At 72.5% G+C, this 15,103-nt stretch carries 16 protein-coding genes; 7 read left to right on the top strand and 9 right to left on the bottom strand.

Annotated elements, in window-relative coordinates:
* Nucleotides 1–15: 15 nt before the first annotated feature.
* Nucleotides 16–288, bottom strand: a complete 273-nt coding sequence (locus tag AB0K17_RS16950) for a DUF397 domain-containing protein (protein WP_365983363.1) — start codon at nucleotides 286–288, stop codon at nucleotides 16–18.
* Entirely contained in the window at nucleotides 273–1,115 is an 843-nt protein-coding gene (locus AB0K17_RS16945; protein ID WP_365983362.1) for a helix-turn-helix transcriptional regulator, read from the bottom strand. Before AB0K17_RS16945 ends, AB0K17_RS16950 begins: the two co-directional genes overlap by 16 nt.
* A gap of 121 nt (nucleotides 1,116–1,236) precedes the next feature.
* Between AB0K17_RS16945 and AB0K17_RS16940 the strand changes: the two genes are divergently transcribed.
* From AB0K17_RS16940 to AB0K17_RS16920, 5 genes are all read left to right on the top strand, one after another.
* Nucleotides 1,237–1,572 (top strand): hypothetical protein, encoded by a 336-nt coding sequence (locus AB0K17_RS16940; protein ID WP_365983361.1) that lies wholly within the window; start codon nucleotides 1,237–1,239, stop codon nucleotides 1,570–1,572.
* A 74-nt stretch (nucleotides 1,573–1,646) separates the two neighbouring features.
* Nucleotides 1,647–2,075: a nuclear transport factor 2 family protein gene (locus tag AB0K17_RS16935; protein WP_365983360.1), complete on the top strand. Its 429-nt coding sequence runs from the start codon at nucleotides 1,647–1,649 to the stop codon at nucleotides 2,073–2,075.
* A 142-nt stretch (nucleotides 2,076–2,217) separates the two neighbouring features.
* The gene (locus tag AB0K17_RS16930; RefSeq protein ID WP_365983359.1) at nucleotides 2,218–3,102 is read left to right on the top strand and encodes a hypothetical protein; all 885 of its coding nucleotides are present in this window, start codon (nucleotides 2,218–2,220) and stop codon (nucleotides 3,100–3,102) included.
* Nucleotides 3,103–3,537: 435 nt separating this feature from the next.
* Nucleotides 3,538–3,699, top strand: coding sequence for a hypothetical protein (locus tag AB0K17_RS16925; RefSeq protein ID WP_365983358.1), 162 nt, complete (start codon nucleotides 3,538–3,540; stop codon nucleotides 3,697–3,699).
* 306 nt (nucleotides 3,700–4,005) lie between these two features.
* Nucleotides 4,006–5,580 (top strand): FAD-dependent monooxygenase, encoded by a 1,575-nt coding sequence (locus AB0K17_RS16920; protein WP_365983357.1) that lies wholly within the window; start codon nucleotides 4,006–4,008, stop codon nucleotides 5,578–5,580.
* Nucleotides 5,581–5,599: 19 nt separating this feature from the next.
* Here the strand turns inward: AB0K17_RS16920 and AB0K17_RS16915 are convergent, their stop codons facing one another.
* The 3 genes from AB0K17_RS16915 to AB0K17_RS16905 all read right to left on the bottom strand — a co-directional run bounded on the left by AB0K17_RS16915 (nucleotide 5,600) and on the right by AB0K17_RS16905 (nucleotide 8,068).
* On the bottom strand, nucleotides 5,600–5,956 hold the full coding sequence (locus AB0K17_RS16915; protein WP_365983356.1) for a hypothetical protein: 357 nt from the start codon (nucleotides 5,954–5,956) through the stop codon (nucleotides 5,600–5,602).
* A gap of 463 nt (nucleotides 5,957–6,419) precedes the next feature.
* Nucleotides 6,420–6,581 (bottom strand): hypothetical protein, encoded by a 162-nt coding sequence (locus tag AB0K17_RS16910; protein ID WP_365983355.1) that lies wholly within the window; start codon nucleotides 6,579–6,581, stop codon nucleotides 6,420–6,422.
* A complete protein-coding gene (locus AB0K17_RS16905; protein WP_365983354.1) occupies nucleotides 6,578–8,068 on the bottom strand; it encodes a PLP-dependent aminotransferase family protein in 1,491 nt (496 codons plus the stop codon). Before AB0K17_RS16905 ends, AB0K17_RS16910 begins: the two co-directional genes overlap by 4 nt.
* 46 nt (nucleotides 8,069–8,114) lie before the next feature.
* Here AB0K17_RS16905 and AB0K17_RS16900 point away from each other — a divergent pair, with 46 nt between their 5' ends.
* Together AB0K17_RS16900 and AB0K17_RS16895 are read left to right on the top strand one after the other, a co-directional pair.
* Nucleotides 8,115–8,573, top strand: coding sequence for a carboxymuconolactone decarboxylase family protein (locus AB0K17_RS16900; RefSeq protein ID WP_365983353.1), 459 nt, complete (start codon nucleotides 8,115–8,117; stop codon nucleotides 8,571–8,573).
* A 79-nt stretch (nucleotides 8,574–8,652) separates the two neighbouring features.
* Entirely contained in the window at nucleotides 8,653–9,405 is a 753-nt protein-coding gene (locus AB0K17_RS16895) for an isocitrate lyase/phosphoenolpyruvate mutase family protein (protein WP_365983352.1), read from the top strand.
* A gap of 159 nt (nucleotides 9,406–9,564) precedes the next feature.
* Here AB0K17_RS16895 and AB0K17_RS16890 read toward each other — a convergent pair whose 3' ends face one another.
* The 4 genes from AB0K17_RS16890 to AB0K17_RS16875 form a co-directional block, all read right to left on the bottom strand.
* Nucleotides 9,565–10,824, bottom strand: a complete 1,260-nt coding sequence (locus tag AB0K17_RS16890) for a hypothetical protein (RefSeq protein ID WP_365983351.1) — start codon at nucleotides 10,822–10,824, stop codon at nucleotides 9,565–9,567.
* Nucleotides 10,825–11,050: 226 nt separating this feature from the next.
* On the bottom strand, nucleotides 11,051–12,025 hold the full coding sequence (locus AB0K17_RS16885; RefSeq protein ID WP_365983350.1) for an ABC transporter substrate-binding protein: 975 nt from the start codon (nucleotides 12,023–12,025) through the stop codon (nucleotides 11,051–11,053).
* Nucleotides 12,025–13,980 carry an ABC transporter permease subunit gene (locus tag AB0K17_RS16880; protein ID WP_365983349.1) on the bottom strand — a complete coding sequence of 652 codons (1,956 nt, stop codon included), beginning with the start codon at nucleotides 13,978–13,980 and terminating at the stop codon, nucleotides 12,025–12,027. The genes AB0K17_RS16885 and AB0K17_RS16880 overlap by 1 nt, the downstream gene beginning before the upstream one ends.
* Nucleotides 13,977–15,092: a glycine betaine/L-proline ABC transporter ATP-binding protein gene (locus tag AB0K17_RS16875; protein ID WP_365983397.1), complete on the bottom strand. Its 1,116-nt coding sequence runs from the start codon at nucleotides 15,090–15,092 to the stop codon at nucleotides 13,977–13,979. Before AB0K17_RS16875 ends, AB0K17_RS16880 begins: the two co-directional genes overlap by 4 nt.
* Nucleotides 15,093–15,103 lie beyond the last annotated feature (11 nt).

Below are 15,103 nucleotides of genomic sequence, written 5' to 3'. Positions count from 1 at the left end.
AAGACCCGCCGTAGGTTACCGGGGGCCGCCCGCCTTGAGCGCACCCACGAACGCGGACCAGGCCCCGACCGGGATGAGGAGGGCGGGGCCTGCGGGGTTCTTGCTGTCGCGCACGGGGATGACGGCGGGGGCGGCGCCGGTGGGTATGTTGTCGGCGACTTCGACGCACGCTTCCTGTCCGGAGCTGTACGTCGACTTGCGCCAAAGGACCGCTACCTCAACACAGTCCTCTTGCCCGGCGCTGTACGTCGATTTCCTCCAGACGGCAGGCATCAGGTCAGCTCGCATCTGTCGTACTCCTCCATTACCTTTTCGATCCACTTGAACGACTCGGCCGGTGGCAGCGCCGCAGCATGCACCGAGTCGTACATGCGCGATTGCTCGGCCACCTTCTGCCGGTCGGTGACCATTTCGGTCAAGCCTGGTCCGCCTTCGAGATACACCAAGTCTGGTGCGTTACTGAAGGACAGAACGGTCAAGGATCCGCCCATCGCGGCGTGACAGCCTGACGCGAACGGCAACACCTGGCACTCGATGTTGGGCGCCGCGCACCACTCCAGCAGGTACGCAAGCTGTTTCCGCATACCCGTCGGTCCGCCCACCGGACGCCGGAGCGCTGCCTCGTCAAGGATGGACCACACCAAGGGCGGATTTTCCTTCGTGAGGATGCTCTTCCGCGCCATTCGCGCAGCTACTCGCTCCTCGATTTCCGCAGGCGTGCACCACGGCAGAGCCTCTGTCATCAGCTCACGCGCGTAGTCTTCCGTCTGCAGCTGGCCAGGCACGCAGTGCGCAAGGTACTGGTGCAGCGCCGAAGCCCGCGCCTCGTATTGCTTGTACCTGCGATACGCATCCGTAGGTGGAAACCGACTCGCGTGCTGCCACAAGTCCTTGAGGTCGCCGTCCGCCCCAAGGACCTCGTCCAGGCGATCCGAAACGTGCCGCGGGGGCGTCTCGTTCCCCAGCTCGAATTGCGCAATGCGGCTGTGCGCAATCGGTACGAGCGCGCCGAGTTCGCGCTGGGTGAGACCCGCCATGATGCGCAGTTTGCGCAGCTTCGCCCCGTAGAGGGCGGGGAGGGAGCGGGAAGGGTCGAGTTCCTTGGGTGCAGGCACCGTGCCACCTGTTTTCGAGTTGGAAAACCGAAAACCGTTACCCCTGGTGAGCGTAGCCCCACAGCGCGATGCTGAGAACCGGAACGGAGACACACACCCCACGACCGAGGTACCCCCACCCATGTCCTCACACGACAACATCCGTCATGCCGCCGCCCGTACCGCTCGTGAACTCGCCGACGCGTTCCAGGCGCACGGTTGCAGCGTGCAGGTCGTACCGCAGCCGCCCGTCGACGGGCAGGTGTACCTGTCCATTCACGATCCGCTCACCGGCTACGAGGCCGAACTGCTGACGGCCGCGCTGGCCGCGTACGCGTCCGCCCCCGCGCCTTCCCCCTGCGAGGAGTGCCGGGCGATCAAGCGGAAGCGGGCTCGGGCGCTGCGGGAGGGGGATCGGGCGACGGCGGTGGAGATGGCGACGGTGATGGGGTTCCACCAGCGGTACGCGCATGCGTGACGATCACGACTGCTGATCGCCGCGAGTGCTGATCGCTTCTTGGTCGGCGTCGCGCGCGCTGCTTGACTCGTCGCATGACAAGCACCGAACCCAAGGACGTCGTACGGGACTACTTCGCCGCGCTGGCGGCAGGTGACCAGGATGCGATCTGGAACGCGTGGGCTGCCGACGGCAGTTGCTGGTACGCGGGTGAGCTGCCGATCTCGGGGACGTGGGAGGGGCGGGAGCAGGTGATCAACGGGTTCCTGGCGACCGCCTTCGCCCACCTCGACCCGGAGCGGGAGGTCGGCCTGCGGGTGACGAACATCTTCGGCGAGGGCGAGCAGGTGTTCGTGGAGTGGGATTCGTGGGCGACGGGCCGGACCGGGCGGCCGTACCAGCAGAAGAACAGCGGTGTCTTCGCCGTACGCGACGGGAAGATCGTCAGCATGCGGGAGTACGCGGACACGCAGCACTGGGAGCGTGCGTTGGTCGACCCGCAACCCGTACGGGTGTCGGAATGACGGAACGCGCGCTTCCGGGCGGGCGTCTGCCGTACGTTGCGGCCCATCGGGTTGCTTCGTCCGTATACGGAGCGACCCCCGATGCTGGCTGCAACCGGCGACCGGGGGTCTACACCCGCTAAGGAGACGAGACCTCCCGCAAATGCCCACGCATGTTATCGCTCCCACGCGTTCCTTCACCCAGGTTCCGAACGAGATCCTGCGCAACCCGCGGCTGTCGTCCGACGCCGTACGCCTGCTCGTCTGGCACGTCTCGCTGCCGGCCGAGGCGCGCACCTCGCCGCTCTCCGACACGGCCCGGCGCGCCGGGATCAAGACGACCGCCTTCCAGCGCGCGAAGAACGAGCTGAAGGCCGAGGGGTACGTGCACGAGTGGCGCACGCAGGGGCGGCGCGGGCGGTGGGGGACGTTCCAGCTCGTGTCGAACGTCCCGCTGACGGACGAGGAGGCGCGGGCCGTACGGGACGGGTGGGCGGCACCAGCGTCACCGAGTACCGAGAAACCGGCAGTCGGTGGACCAGAGCGCCCGTCCGTCGGTCGCTCCCCTGAAAAGACCAGGGAGACAACATCCCTCCCTCCCCACCATCCGCTCGCCGACCGCGGGGCGGTCGTGCTCGCGTCCGTTGCCCGTGAGGAACGCCGACTGCGGCTGGGCGGGCGGGAGATCCGGCAACTCGCGCCGCTGGCAGGCGAATGGCTGGAGCGCGGGGCGACGCAGGCGGAGGTGCGGGAGGCGCTGACGGCCGGGCTGCCCGCGCAGATCCACTCCGTGGCGGGCCTGGTGCGCAACCGGCTCGTACGGAAGATGCCGGAGGCCGCGGAGGCGGCCCCGCCGCCCGTACCGCTGCTGACCTGCGCGGGCGGCTGCGGCCGGGTCGTACGGGCACAGGAAGCGGCCATCTGCCGGGACTGCCGAACACCGGCGCCGGACGACGCCACGGGCGCCGTCGAGGCCACGCGGCGCGGCATGGCCGCGGTCCGGGAGGCCCTGCGCGGCGGGCCGGCGCCCGCGACGGCGCCGGCTTAGGGCGTGTCCGGCGGATCACGCAGTGCCCCGCCCGTAGGGGCGCGGGGCGGTGTCGATCTGCGGCTGCCGCCGCGTGGGCGCGATCGGCCGGCGACGGCCCGCAGTCGACGCGCCGGGGCGAAGCGCGGCACCCCCTCTGCGGGCACGTCGTGGCTTGTCGCGCAGTTCCCCGCGCCCCTTACGGGGCGCCGTGGTGGCGCGTGACGAAGATCCGCCGGACACGCCCTAGAAATCCAGTGAAGGTGTTGGGCTGTTCTGGTCCCGGTTCGACAGGAGCGACAAGTGCGTGGGCGGGTTCCGGACCGAGACCGGGCAGGGGCGAACAACAGAGCGAGGGATCGATACGTCGGTACCCACACGGGTACGGCACGCATGCGGAACCGGAAGGCCGGGAAGATCCGGCCCATTCAACGGACCTACTCGAAGAGGTCGTTCATGCGCCGTATCGCCGCAGTCATCGTCGGAGCCGTCGCACTCGTCGCGTTCACCGCCTCAACAGCCAGTGCCGCGGACCTCGGCGCGAATGCCTCAGCACTCGTCAGCGATGCGTTCACGGGTATCGCCACCAGCGTCCAGGACGTTACCGGCATTCTCTAGGTCTGACTCGGTTCACAGGGCCCCTCGGGGAAGTAGCCGTACAGCAGGCGCCGCCTTCCCCGAGGTCCCGCCCTGCGTAGCCGCCCCGCCCGCCCGGCCCGGCGCCACATCTTCGCCAGGTGCGGCTCCGGCAGCACCCACTCCTCACGAGGCCATGCGACGACCCCCGGCACTGGACCTGTCCATGCAGAGATGACCAGTATCACGGAGCACATCGACATCCGGCAGGGCTTGACGTCACGGTGCCTGTTGTGGCTGGTCAGGGCGGTGAATTGGCTCCTCTGACCCTCCGTCATAGTGGGCGCCATGGACTATGACGCAGTGGTGGCCGGAGGCGGCCCGGTCGGACTGATGCTGGCCTGCGAGCTCCGGCTCGCAGGCGCGCGGGTGGCCGTCCTGGAGCGCCTCACCGACGTGAACCCGACGATCAAGGGCGGGGCGATCACCACGCCCAGCGCCGAGGCGCTCTACCGGCGCGGCATGCTGCCCCCGCTGGCCGAGATCCAGCGGCAGGCGATGGACCGCTTCCGGGCGTTCGTGCAGGAGCGCAACGGCGGGGACGGAGACGGGGACGGAGGCGAGGCCGCGGGCCAAGGGCTCGGGATCGTGGGGCACTTCGCCGGGATCATGCTGCGCGCCGACCTCGTCGACCGTACGGAGCCGGGTCTCGCGGACGCCGGGCCCGCCGCCGACATCGCTTTCGTCGCGCAGCAGGACATCGAGCGGCTGCTCGCCGGGCGGGCGGACGAGCTCGGCGTCGAGGTGCGCCGGGGAGTGGAACTGACCGGCTTCGACGCGGACGACGAGGGCGTCACCGTGCGGACCGGCCACGGGGACATACGCGCCGGCTGGCTCGTGGGCTGCGACGGCGGCCGCAGCACGGTCCGCAAGCTCGCGGGGTTCGAATTTCCCGGTACGGACCCGGAGATCACCTGTCACCAGGCGGTCGTGGAGATGACCGGCGCCGAGGACCTGAAGGTCGGCTGGACCGCCACGGACACCGGGGTGTACGCCCACGGGCCGATGCCGGGCCGCATCGTCACCGTGGAGTTCGACGGTCCGCCGGCCGACCGGGAGGCGCCCGTCACCGCCGAGGACCTGCAGGCGCGGCTGCGCCGCGTGTCCGGCGTGGACGTCACGATCACCGAGGTGCGGACCGCGACCCGCTTCACCGACCACGCCCGCCAGGTCACCGAGTACCGCAAGGGCCGAGTGCTGCTGGCGGGCGACGCGGCGCACGTGCACTCCGCGTTCGGCAGCCAGGGCCTGAGCCTGGGCATCGGGGACGCGATGAACCTCGGCTGGAAGCTCGCCGCGGTGATCGGCGGCCGGGCGCCGGAAGGGCTGCTGGACACGTACACCTCCGAGCGGCACCCGGTCGGTGCGTGGGTCCTGGACTGGACCCGTTCCCAGGTCGCGGCCATGCGCCCGGACCCGCAGTCCCGGGCCCTGCGCGCGATCGTCGACGACCTGGCGGGGACGGTCGCGGGCACCACGTACCTCACCGCGCGGCTCAACGGTGGGGGCGTACGGTACGAGCTGCCGGGCGAGCACCCGCTGATCGGCCGCAGCACCCCGGACCTCGAACTCACCGACGGCAGCCGCCTCGCGGACCACCTCCACGGCGGCCGGGCGCTCCTGCTCGACCTCACCGACGACCCGGACCTGCGGGCCCTCGCCGCGGGGTACGCCGGCCGCGTCGACACCCTGACGGCCGGCTGCCCGTCCCGCCCGGAACTGGCGGCGGTCCTCGTCCGTCCGGACGGCTTCACGGCCTGGGCGGCCGACGCGGGGACGCAGGCGCCGGCGTCGACGGCCGGGCTGGCGGAGGCGCTGGTGGCGTGGTTCGGGGTGCCGGAGGGTGCGGTGACGCCGGGCTGACCCGCGGGGCCGCGGCGCTCTACTCCTCCCCCTGGGACCACGCCGCCACCGGCAGCGACAGGTAGATGCCGAAGTCGGTCAGGCCGGGCGCGGCGGCCGCGATGCGCTCGTGCAGCTCGTCCACCCGCCGCTGGCGGTCCGCCGCCCGGCTCTCGAACCACTTCGAGTGGATCTCGATGACGACGTCCAGCCCGCCGCTGTCCAGCGGGCCGGACTCGCGGAAGCGCAGCACCACGTCCCCCGGCTGCAGGTCGCCGTCGTACGGCTCCTCGGGGCACTCCACGGCCAGGGAGACCAAGTGCGGCAGGATCGACCGCAGTTGACGCAGGACGTCCTGCGGGACATGTGGGGCGTATGTGATGTCAACGAGCGGCATCGCACGATGCTAACCGGCGAGGCCCGTTGTCAGTGGTGCCCGGCATGCGCGCGCTTGCCCGTACGCACCTGCCCGCCGACGTCGCGGAGAAGTGGATCGGCCTGCTGCGGCCGGGGATCCGGCTTGTCGCGGCCGGCGCTGCCGGAGGGGGTGGAGTGGCCCGTGTGGGAGGGGAACGGGCCGCTCGGCTTCGTCGCCTCGCAGTGCGCTGAGCGCCCCGTAGGGGCGCGGGGAACTGCGCGATCGGCCAACGGCGGCCTGCAGCCGACGTCATCCGCGGGCACGTCGTGGCTTGTCGCGCAGTTCCCCGCGCCCCTACGGGGCGCTGCACGATCCGCCGGGCGCGCCCCTGCCTTACGGGGCCCCGTAAGGGGCGCGGGGCGGTGTCGATGTGCGGCTGCCGCCGCGTGGGCGCGACAAGCCACGACATGCCCGCAGACGGAGGGCCGGACCGGGCCCGGGACTACGCGAACGCGAAGGCGAGGACGAGGAGCACGACGAGCAGGGCGAGCGTCTCCCACCGGGCCGCGCGGCCCAGCGTGCGCAGCGATACGGGCCGTGCGGAGCGCCGCGAGGGCGCCGGTCCGCTCGGGGCGTCGTAGCTGTCGGACGTGGAGTCGCTCATTCCGCCATGCTAACCGCGTCGTCGGGCGCCGGCGGCAGCACGCTCAGCAGCGCCTCCAGCGCGCCCGAGAACGCATGGTCGGCCGGTGTGCCGTACGCCACGATCAGGCCGTCGCCCGGGATGCCGGGCGGCGCCTGGGGGTGGCGGAAGCGGCCGAGGCCCTCCAGGGCCAGGCCGCGCCAGGCCGCCGCGCGCAAGGTGGCCGCCTCGGTGCCGGGCGGGAGGGCGAGGACGGCGTGCAGGCCGGCGGCGATGCCGGTCACGGCGATGTGGGGGGCATGTGCGGCGAGGGCGGCGACGAGCTGGTCGCGGCGGCGCCGGTAGCGCAGCCGCATGGCGCGTACGTGCCGGTCGTAGGCGCCGCAGTCGATGAACTCGGCGAGGGTGAGCTGCTCCAGCTGGCCCGTGGTCCACTCCCCCGTGCGCCGCAGCAGCACCACGTCCGGCACGAGGTGTTCCGGCAGCACCATCCACGACAGGCGCAGCCCCGGGGCGAGGGCCTTGCTGGAGGTGCCGCAGTAGACGACGTGCTCGGGGGCGAGTCCCTGGAGGGCGCCGACGGGCTGGCGGTCGTAGCGGAACTCGCCGTCGTAGTCGTCCTCCACGACGAGCCCGCCGGTGCGGGTGGCCCAGTCGACGACGGCGGTACGGCGGTCGGGGTGCAGGACGCCGCCGGTGGGGAACTGGTGGGCGGGGCTCAGCAGGACGGCGCCCACGCCCTTGCGGCCGGGGCCCTCCAGCTCGGCCACGTCCGCGCCGCGGTCGTCGACGGGCAGGGGGTGGGTGCGCAGGCCGGTCCGTTCCAGGGCGTCGCGGTGGAACTCGAGCCCGTACGCCTCCACGCCCACCTCGCGGGCCCCCCGCGCGTGCAGGACGCGACCGAGGACGGCCAGGCCCTGCGTGAAGCCGGCGCTGACGACGATGCGCGCGGGGTCGGTGCGCACGCCACGGGCCCGGGCGAGATAGCCGGCGAGGGCGGCACGCAGTTCGGGGCGGCCCTGCCCGTCCCCGTAGCCGAGGGCCTCGTTGGGTGCGGCGGCCAGGGCACGGCGGGCGGCGGCGAGCCACTCGGTGCGGGGGAAGGCGGAGACGTCGGCGGTACCGGGCCGCAGGTCGTACGTGGGCGCCACCGGGGGCCGCAGCGGCGGCACGGTGCGCCGCACACCCGTCGTACGCGGCGCGGCGGCGGGCCGCGGGGCGACGCGGGTGCCGGAGCCGCGCAGGGCGGTGAGCCAGCCCTCGGCGACGAGCTCGGCGTACGCCTCGGCAACGGTGTTGCGGGCCAGGGCGAGGTCGGCGGCGAGCGTACGGGAGGACGGCAGCCGGGTGCCGGGGGCCAGCCGGCCCGAGCGCACGGCGTCGCGCAGCGCCCGCACGAGGCGGGCGCGCAGCCCGCCGGGACCGCTCAGGTCCAGGTCCAGGTGAAGATCACCGGCACCGGTACCGGCACCGGTACCGGCAGCGGCATTGGCCCACGATCCGTCCATGGAAATGGACCATACCTCCGGTCCACTGCCGCATTACGGTCGACCCATGACCACGAACCACCCCCGCATCGACTTCCACACCCTCGTCCCCAACGTCTGGCAGGCCATGCTCGGCCTGGAACGCGCCTCCCGCGAGGGCCTGGACCACTCCCTCCTCGAACTCGTCAAGATCCGCGCCTCCCAGCTCAACCGCTGCGCCTTCTGCCTCGACATGCACACCAAGGACGCCCGCAAGGCGGGCGAGAGCGAGGAGCGGATCCACCTCCTCAGCGCCTGGGAGGAGGCCGACGGCTACTACACCGAGAGGGAACGCGCCGCCCTCGCCCTGACCGAGGCCGTGACCGTCCTGACGGACGGCTTCGTCCCGGACGAGGTCTACGAGCGGGCGGCACGCCACTTCTCGGACGAGGAACTGGCCCGACTGCTGGCGGCGATCGTCACGATCAACGCGTGGAACCGCATAGCCGTCACGACCCGCAAGCAGCCGGGCACGTACCAGCCGTGACCCGGGGCCAGGAGTGGCCCGGGAATCCCGTACGGAAGTGGCCCACGGGAGCCGGCCCCGGCCGGCATACGGTCGGGCCATGACCACGACCGACCGTGCGGCGGCGTTCCGCGCGCTGCACCACCGCGACCCTCAGGGCCCCGACGGGCCCCTCGTCCTGCCCGGTCCCTGGGACGCGGCCACCGCCCGCATCTTCGCGGACGCGGGCTTCCGCGCCCTGGCAACGCCGAGTGCGGGGGTCTCGGCGTCGCTCGGGTACGCGGACGGAAGCGCGCCGGCGGACGAGATGTTCGCGGCCGTCGCCCGGATCGTCCGGGCCGTGGCCACCGACGGCATCGCCGTCTCCGCCGACGTCGAGGACGGCTACGGGCTGCCCGCCCGCGAATTCGTCGACCGGCTGCTCGCCACCGGCGCCGTCGGCTGCAACCTGGAGGACACCGAACGCGGTACGGGGCGGCTCAAGGAGCCGCAGGAGCAGGCCGATTGGCTGGCGGCCGTGCGGGCCGAGGCGGGGGATGCGCTGGTGATCAATGCGCGCGTCGACACGTTCTTGAAGGGCATCGGGGAGGTGGAACCGGCCCTTGAGCGAGGGCGGTTGTACGTGGCCGCCGGGGCGGACTGCGTCTATCCCATCCTCGCGCCGGGCGAGGCGCTCGCCGCGATGGCGGCGGGCGTCGGGGCGCCCGTCAACGCCCTCGCGATGCGGGGTGGGCCCACGCCGCGGGAGCTGGGGGCGCTGGGGGTCGCGCGCGTCACGTTCGGGGGTGGGCTGCACCGGGAGGCGATGGGCGCCGTGGAAACGATTGCGGCGCGCCTGAAGCCGGCCGGTTAGGCAGTGCCCCGTCTGCGGGCGCGTTGCGGCTTGTCGCGCAGTTCCCCGCGCCCCTACGGGGCGCCGTGGGGTTGGTCCAGTGCCCCGTAAGGGTGCGGGGAACTGCGCGATCGGCCATCGACGGCCCGCAGTCGACGTGCCGCCCTAAGGCCCGGGGCCCTAGGGGAACACCGGGTCCTGCTCATCGGTCAAGCGGGCCCGCCAGTCGCGGACGCAGTCGTGGGACAGGGAGGCGAGGCGGGCTATCTCCTCGTCGCTGCGCCCGTCGGCCCAGGCCAGGACTCGGGTGACGGTGCGGTTCCGCGCGGCGCGGAAGTCCCTGAGCACGCCTTCCAGGCGTTCCACCTCCTCGCCTTCGAATGCGAGCTGCTGGTCGACGCCGGCCCGTTCGTCCGCACGCAACTGCCGCAGGTAGGCGGGCAGGCCGGTGAGGACCAGCCCTTCCTCGTGTGCGGCGTTCTGGAAGCGTTCGGCCAGCGCCGCCAGCACACAGTCCGGCACATCGGCGAGCGTGGCACCGGGGGGTTTGGCCGCCTCCCACGTGCCCCGGCCGGCCTCCGTCGTCTCCAGCCAGGTGCGGGCCTCCGTCGGCGTACGGTCGCCGCACGCCTCGGCGCGCCAGGCGTACAGGGCGGCGCGGTCGCCGTAGAAGGTGAAGCCGCCGGCGATCTGCCGGTCGGCGGTGCTGCACGTCCGCCCGGGTACACCGCCGTAGCCGGAGTCGGGCCGGTAGTCGGCGTAGGCGTCCAGTTCCGCGTCGGTGGCCGTGCCCCAGGCGGGGTCGCACAGGTCGGGGTTGCTCGCGAGGAACGCGCCGACCTCGACGCGCCATGCGGGGACCGGGCTGATCCGGGGTCTGGGCCAGACGACCGCTCCGGAGGGGTCGAAGGCGCAGGTCGCGGCCTGCTCGATGTCGTCCCAGGCGGTGGCGGCCTCGGCGGACCACTCCGGTTCGCCGGCCGGCCCCACCCGGTGCAGCGAGCTCACGAGCCGCTGCACGGAGGGCAGCACGCGCGAGGCGAGCGCGTGCAGCTCCTTGGCGGTGAAGAAGCGCCAGGAGTAACCGCGCTCTTCGTCGTGGGACAGGTGGGTCAGCAGGTGCACCAGAATGCCCGGCTCGGGCAGCGTCCCGTCGCCGAGCGCCCTGCGCGGGACGCCGGGCAGCCGGCTTTCGATGTGCTCGCGCGCAGCACGCCAGTCGACGTCCCCGAACCACACCGCGCCGCTGTGCACATCGACGGCCAGCCACTGGTGGTATCCCACACCCGGGCCGTACCGCTCCTCCTCCTGCTCGGCGTCCTCGTCGCGCCACACGTACTCGGCGGGCGGCGGATTGAGCTCTACGGCCACGAAGCCGTCCTCCGGGCGGTAGCCGGTGAGGATGTGGGCCTTGCGCGGCATATCGGCGGCAGCAGTCATGAGGGGTTTCCTCTCCGTGGAACAGCGACCGCCGGTAACCGTAATGCGCCCTTCAGCCAATAGTTTAACTTTCAGCCAATCAGGGGCGGCCCGCGAGGGCGTGCTTACGGAGTCGAAGCCTGGACTGCACACGCGGTCTACGCGCGTCCACGCCCTCGCGTCAGGTTGGCTGCTTTCACACGGTCTCCACACTCCGTTCACATGGGGGACCGGCCGCCCGCAGGGCCTACGGCAACCACTTGCGCCAGACGTCGCGGTGGCGGTCCACCCAGCGCTCGGCCGCCGTCTCCGGGGAGAGCTTCTCCTCCGCGATCATTTGCGCGACCTCGTTCTGGTCGGACTTCGTCCAGTGGAAGTTGCGCAGGAACCGTGCCGCGTCGCCGCCCTTCTTCGCGAAGCCGGTGTTGAGGTACTTCTTCAGGGACGTCGTCGGGTACGCGCAGTCGATCGTCGAGGGGTCGGCCGTGCCCTTCTTCTCGCAGTCCTGCGTGTGCGGGGGGAGTTTCACCTCCACCAGCGGGACCTCGTTGAAGAGCCACTGCGGCTCGTACCAGTACGTCAGGAAGGGCCGCTTCTCCTTCGCGAACTGCTTGATCTGCGTGATCTGCGCCGCCTCCGAGCCCGCGAAGACGATCCCGTAGTCCAGCTTGAGGTTCTTCACCAGCGCCTTGTCGTTGGTGACGTAGGACGGCGAGCCGTCCAGGAGCTGGCCCTTGCCGCCGCTTTCGGGGGTGCGCAGGGACGAGGCGTACTTGTTGAGGTTCTTCCAGTCCAGGACGTCGGGGTGGGCGTCCGCGAAGTACTTGGGCACCCACCAGCCGATGTGGCCGGTCACACCCAGGTCGCCGCCGTCGGTGACGGTCTTCTTGTCCTTCACGTAGCGCTCGACCTGGTCCGGGTGACCCCAGTCCTCCAGGATCGCGTCCACGCGGCCCTGGCTGAGCGCGTCCCACGCGGGGACCTCGTCCACCTGGACGGTGTCGACGCGGTAGCCCAGCTCCTTCTCCAACAAGTACTTGGCAACCGATGCGTTCGCGCGGGCGCCGACCCAGGACTGCACGGAGAGGGTGACCGTCTTCGCACCCGCCGCGTTCGCGTACGGGGACGCCTGCTTGGTCATGTCGGCGGCGCCGCAGCCGGTGGCCGTGGCCAGTGCGGCCACGGTCGCCGCGGCGGCCGTCCATCGTGTGCGCTTCCTCATCAGCGCGCCTCCTTCGCCTTCGTCGGCTGCGTCACCCTGTCCAGCACCAGCCCCAGGCAGGCGATGGCCACACCCGCGGTCAGGCCGGTGGCCAGGTCGCCCTGGGCGAGGCCGAAGACGACGTCGTAGCCGAGCGCGCCACCGCCCACGAGGGCGCCGATGATCACCACGGACAGGACGAGGACGACGGCCTGGTTCACGGCCAGCAGCAACTGCGGGCGCGCCAGCGGGAACTGCACCTGGCGCAGCTGCTGCCCGCCCGTCGCGCCGAGCGAGCGCGCCGACTCCAGGGCGCCGGCGTCCACCTGCCGCAGCCCCTGGCCGACGATGCGGATCACCGCCGGCAGCGCGTACACGATCGCGGCCGCGGCCGCCGGGGCCCGGCCGACGCCGAAGAGGGCGACGACGGGGATCAGGTACACGAACTGCGGCATCGTCTGGAAGACGTCCAGGACCGGACGCAGCCAGCGCTCCACGCGGTCGCTGCGGGCCGCGGCCACGGCGACGGCGAAGCCGAGGACCAGGGTGACCGCCACCGCCGCCAGGACCTGGGACAGGGTGTCCATCGCCGGGTCCCAGCGGCCCAGCACGCCGATCGCCGCGAGGGCGAGGGTCGCGGTCGTGGCGGTGCGCCAGGTGCCGATCAGGCGGGCGAGGGCGGCCACGAGGATCAGGGCGGACCACCACGGGAGGGCCTGCAGGGCGTCCCGCAGGGGGTCTACGCACCAGGCGGTGTAGTGGGCGGCGAGGTCGGCGGTGCCGCCGATGCCGGGGATGCCGTTGTAGAGGTGGGTGACCATCCAGTCCTTGGCGGTGTTCACGGGGGCCGTGATGTCCACCGTCCAGGTGTCCGGCCAGGCGGTGCCGGACGCCACGGCAGCGGCCGCGGTCACGGCGATGCCGGCCGCCCACGTGATGGCCGCCCGGGTGCGGGCCGTCGGTCGGTTGTGCCCACCCGTCCCGCCCTGCGGAACGCCTGCCCACAACCGGCGGCGGTCGCCTCCCACAGCGCGGTCCAGGACGATGGCCAGGAGGACGATCGGGATGCCTGCTGCCAGGGCGCTGCCCACGTCCACCGTGGAGAGGGCCTGGTAGACGCGGTCGCCCAGGCCGTCGGCGCCGATGACGGAGGCGATGACGGCCATGGACAGGGCCATCATGATCGTCTGGTTGACGCCCAGCAGCAGTTCGCGGCGGGCGAGGGGGAGGCGGGCGGTCAGCAGGCGCTGGCGGCCGGTGGCGCCGAGGGAGTCGACGGCTTCGAGGACGCCCTTGTCCGTGCTGCGCAGGCCGAGGGCCGTCAGGCGGGCCATCGGCGGGGCGGCGTAGACGACGGTGGCCAGGACGGCCGGGGCGACGCCGATGCCGAAGACGAGGACGACGGGGAGCAGGTAGGCGAAGGCGGGCAGGGCCTGCATGGTGTCGAGGACCGGGCGCAGGGCGCGGTGGATGCGGTCCGAGAGGCCGGCGGCCAGGCCCAGGAGGGCGCCGACCACGAGGGAGAGGGCCACGGCGACGACCATGAGGGCCAGGGTGCGCATGGTGGGCACCCACATGCCGAGGGCGCCGCACACCGCGAAGGAGGCGAGTGCGGTCAGTCCGGCGCGGCGGCCGGCGAGGCGCCAGGAGAGCAGGGTGGCGGCGGTGGTGACGCCGGCCCAGCCGAGGGCGAGCAGGACGACGTACACCGCCCGTACCGCCGTGACGACGGCGTTGCTGATGTGCCCGAAGAAGTACAGGAACAGCCAGTGGCTGTCGCGGTTGTCGATGATCCAGTCGTTGGCCCTGCCGAGCGGTCCGCCGAAGTCGACAGTCAGTGTGCCGGGCCAGGTGCCGCTGCCGTAGCGCCAGGCGGCGAGGGCGGCGAAGACGGTCGCCGCCGCTGCCGGCAGCAGCCACTTGCGTACAGGAGCAGGTCGCGGGGAAGCCGGGATCGTCACCGGCACGGTACTCACGCCGCGGCCCTCCCGGGGGCCTCCTCGCCGGGCGCATCGGGTCCGGGCGCGTCGAGTCCGGCCACCACCCCCAGCAGGCCTCGGTGGTCGACGACGCCGAGGCAGCGCCGGCCGTCCATGACGCGCGCGGCCGAGCCGGTGCGGGCGACGGCCTCGATGGCGTCGGCCACGGTGGTCTCGGGGCCCACGGCGGGGCCGCTGTCGGCCTCGCCGGGCAGGGCGGCCCGCATGGCGCGGCGTACGGTCAGGACCTGCTCGCGCGGCACGTCGCGGACGAAGTCGCGGACGTAGTCGTCGGCGGGCGAGCCGACGATCTCCTCGGGGGTGCCGCACTGCACGACGCGGCCGCCGCGCATCAGGGCGATGCGGTCGCCGACGCGCAGGGCCTCGCCGAGGTCGTGGGTGATGAAGACCATGGTGCGGCCCTCGTCGCGGTTGAGGCGGACGACCTCGTCCTGCATGTCGCGGCGGATGAGCGGGTCCAGTGCGCTGAACGGCTCGTCGAACAGCAGGACTTCGGGGTCGGCGGCCAGGGCGCGGGCCAGGCCGACGCGCTGCTGCTGGCCGCCGGAGAGCTGGCCGGGGCGGCGGGCCTCCAGGCCCTCCAGGCCGACCTTGCCGACCATCTCGGCGGCCTTGGCGCGGCGTTCGGCCCTGGCCATGCCCTGGATCTCCAGGCCGTAGGCGACGTTGTCGAGGACGCTGCGGTGGGGCAGCAGGCCGAAGTGCTGGAAGACCATGGCGGCGCGGTGCCGGCGCAGGTCGCGCAGGGCGCCCTTGTCCATGCCGCGCACGTCCTCGCCGTCGATGGCGATGGTGCCGGACGTGGGCTCGATGAGCCGGGTCAGGCAGCGGACGAGGGTGGACTTGCCGGAGCCGGACAGGCCCATGACGACGAAGCATTCGCCGGGGCGGACGTCGAAGGAGACGTCGCGCACGGCCACCGTGCAGCCGGTGCGCTCGCGCAGGGTCTGCGCGTCCAGGTCGCCCAGCTCGCTGCCGGGCACGCGCTCGGCCTTGGGGCCGAAGACCTTCCACAGGTTGCGGACGGAGAAGACGGGGGTGGGCGCGACGTCCGCGCTGCCGGTCGTCTTCTGCTCGGGCGTGGTCACGGGCGCGTGGG

It is taken from the genome of Streptomyces sp. NPDC049585 (assembly GCF_040675615.1).
In the GTDB taxonomy this organism is placed as follows: domain Bacteria; phylum Actinomycetota; class Actinomycetes; order Streptomycetales; family Streptomycetaceae; genus Streptomyces; species Streptomyces luteosporeus.
This window is presented reverse-complemented; position numbering and strand designations above follow the sequence as displayed.

What these genes read in the sequence shown, in the direction of transcription:
- AB0K17_RS16950 (WP_365983363.1), bottom strand. Translation starts at nt 288, where the DNA reads ATGCGAGCTGACCTGATGCCTGCCGTCTGGAGGAAATCGACGTACAGC.
- AB0K17_RS16940 (WP_365983361.1), top strand. Translation starts at nt 1,237, where the DNA reads ATGTCCTCACACGACAACATCCGTCATGCCGCCGCCCGTACCGCTCGT.
- AB0K17_RS16935 (WP_365983360.1), top strand. Translation starts at nt 1,647, where the DNA reads ATGACAAGCACCGAACCCAAGGACGTCGTACGGGACTACTTCGCCGCG.
- AB0K17_RS16930 (WP_365983359.1), top strand. Translation starts at nt 2,218, where the DNA reads ATGCCCACGCATGTTATCGCTCCCACGCGTTCCTTCACCCAGGTTCCG.
- AB0K17_RS16925 (WP_365983358.1), top strand. Translation starts at nt 3,538, where the DNA reads ATGCGCCGTATCGCCGCAGTCATCGTCGGAGCCGTCGCACTCGTCGCG.
- AB0K17_RS16920 (WP_365983357.1), top strand. Translation starts at nt 4,006, where the DNA reads ATGGACTATGACGCAGTGGTGGCCGGAGGCGGCCCGGTCGGACTGATG.
- AB0K17_RS16915 (WP_365983356.1), bottom strand. Translation starts at nt 5,956, where the DNA reads ATGCCGCTCGTTGACATCACATACGCCCCACATGTCCCGCAGGACGTC.
- AB0K17_RS16910 (WP_365983355.1), bottom strand. Translation starts at nt 6,581, where the DNA reads ATGAGCGACTCCACGTCCGACAGCTACGACGCCCCGAGCGGACCGGCG.
- AB0K17_RS16905 (WP_365983354.1), bottom strand. Translation starts at nt 8,068, where the DNA reads ATGGACGGATCGTGGGCCAATGCCGCTGCCGGTACCGGTGCCGGTACC.
- AB0K17_RS16900 (WP_365983353.1), top strand. Translation starts at nt 8,115, where the DNA reads ATGACCACGAACCACCCCCGCATCGACTTCCACACCCTCGTCCCCAAC.
- AB0K17_RS16895 (WP_365983352.1), top strand. Translation starts at nt 8,653, where the DNA reads ATGACCACGACCGACCGTGCGGCGGCGTTCCGCGCGCTGCACCACCGC.
- AB0K17_RS16890 (WP_365983351.1), bottom strand. Translation starts at nt 10,824, where the DNA reads ATGACTGCTGCCGCCGATATGCCGCGCAAGGCCCACATCCTCACCGGC.
- AB0K17_RS16885 (WP_365983350.1), bottom strand. Translation starts at nt 12,025, where the DNA reads ATGAGGAAGCGCACACGATGGACGGCCGCCGCGGCGACCGTGGCCGCA.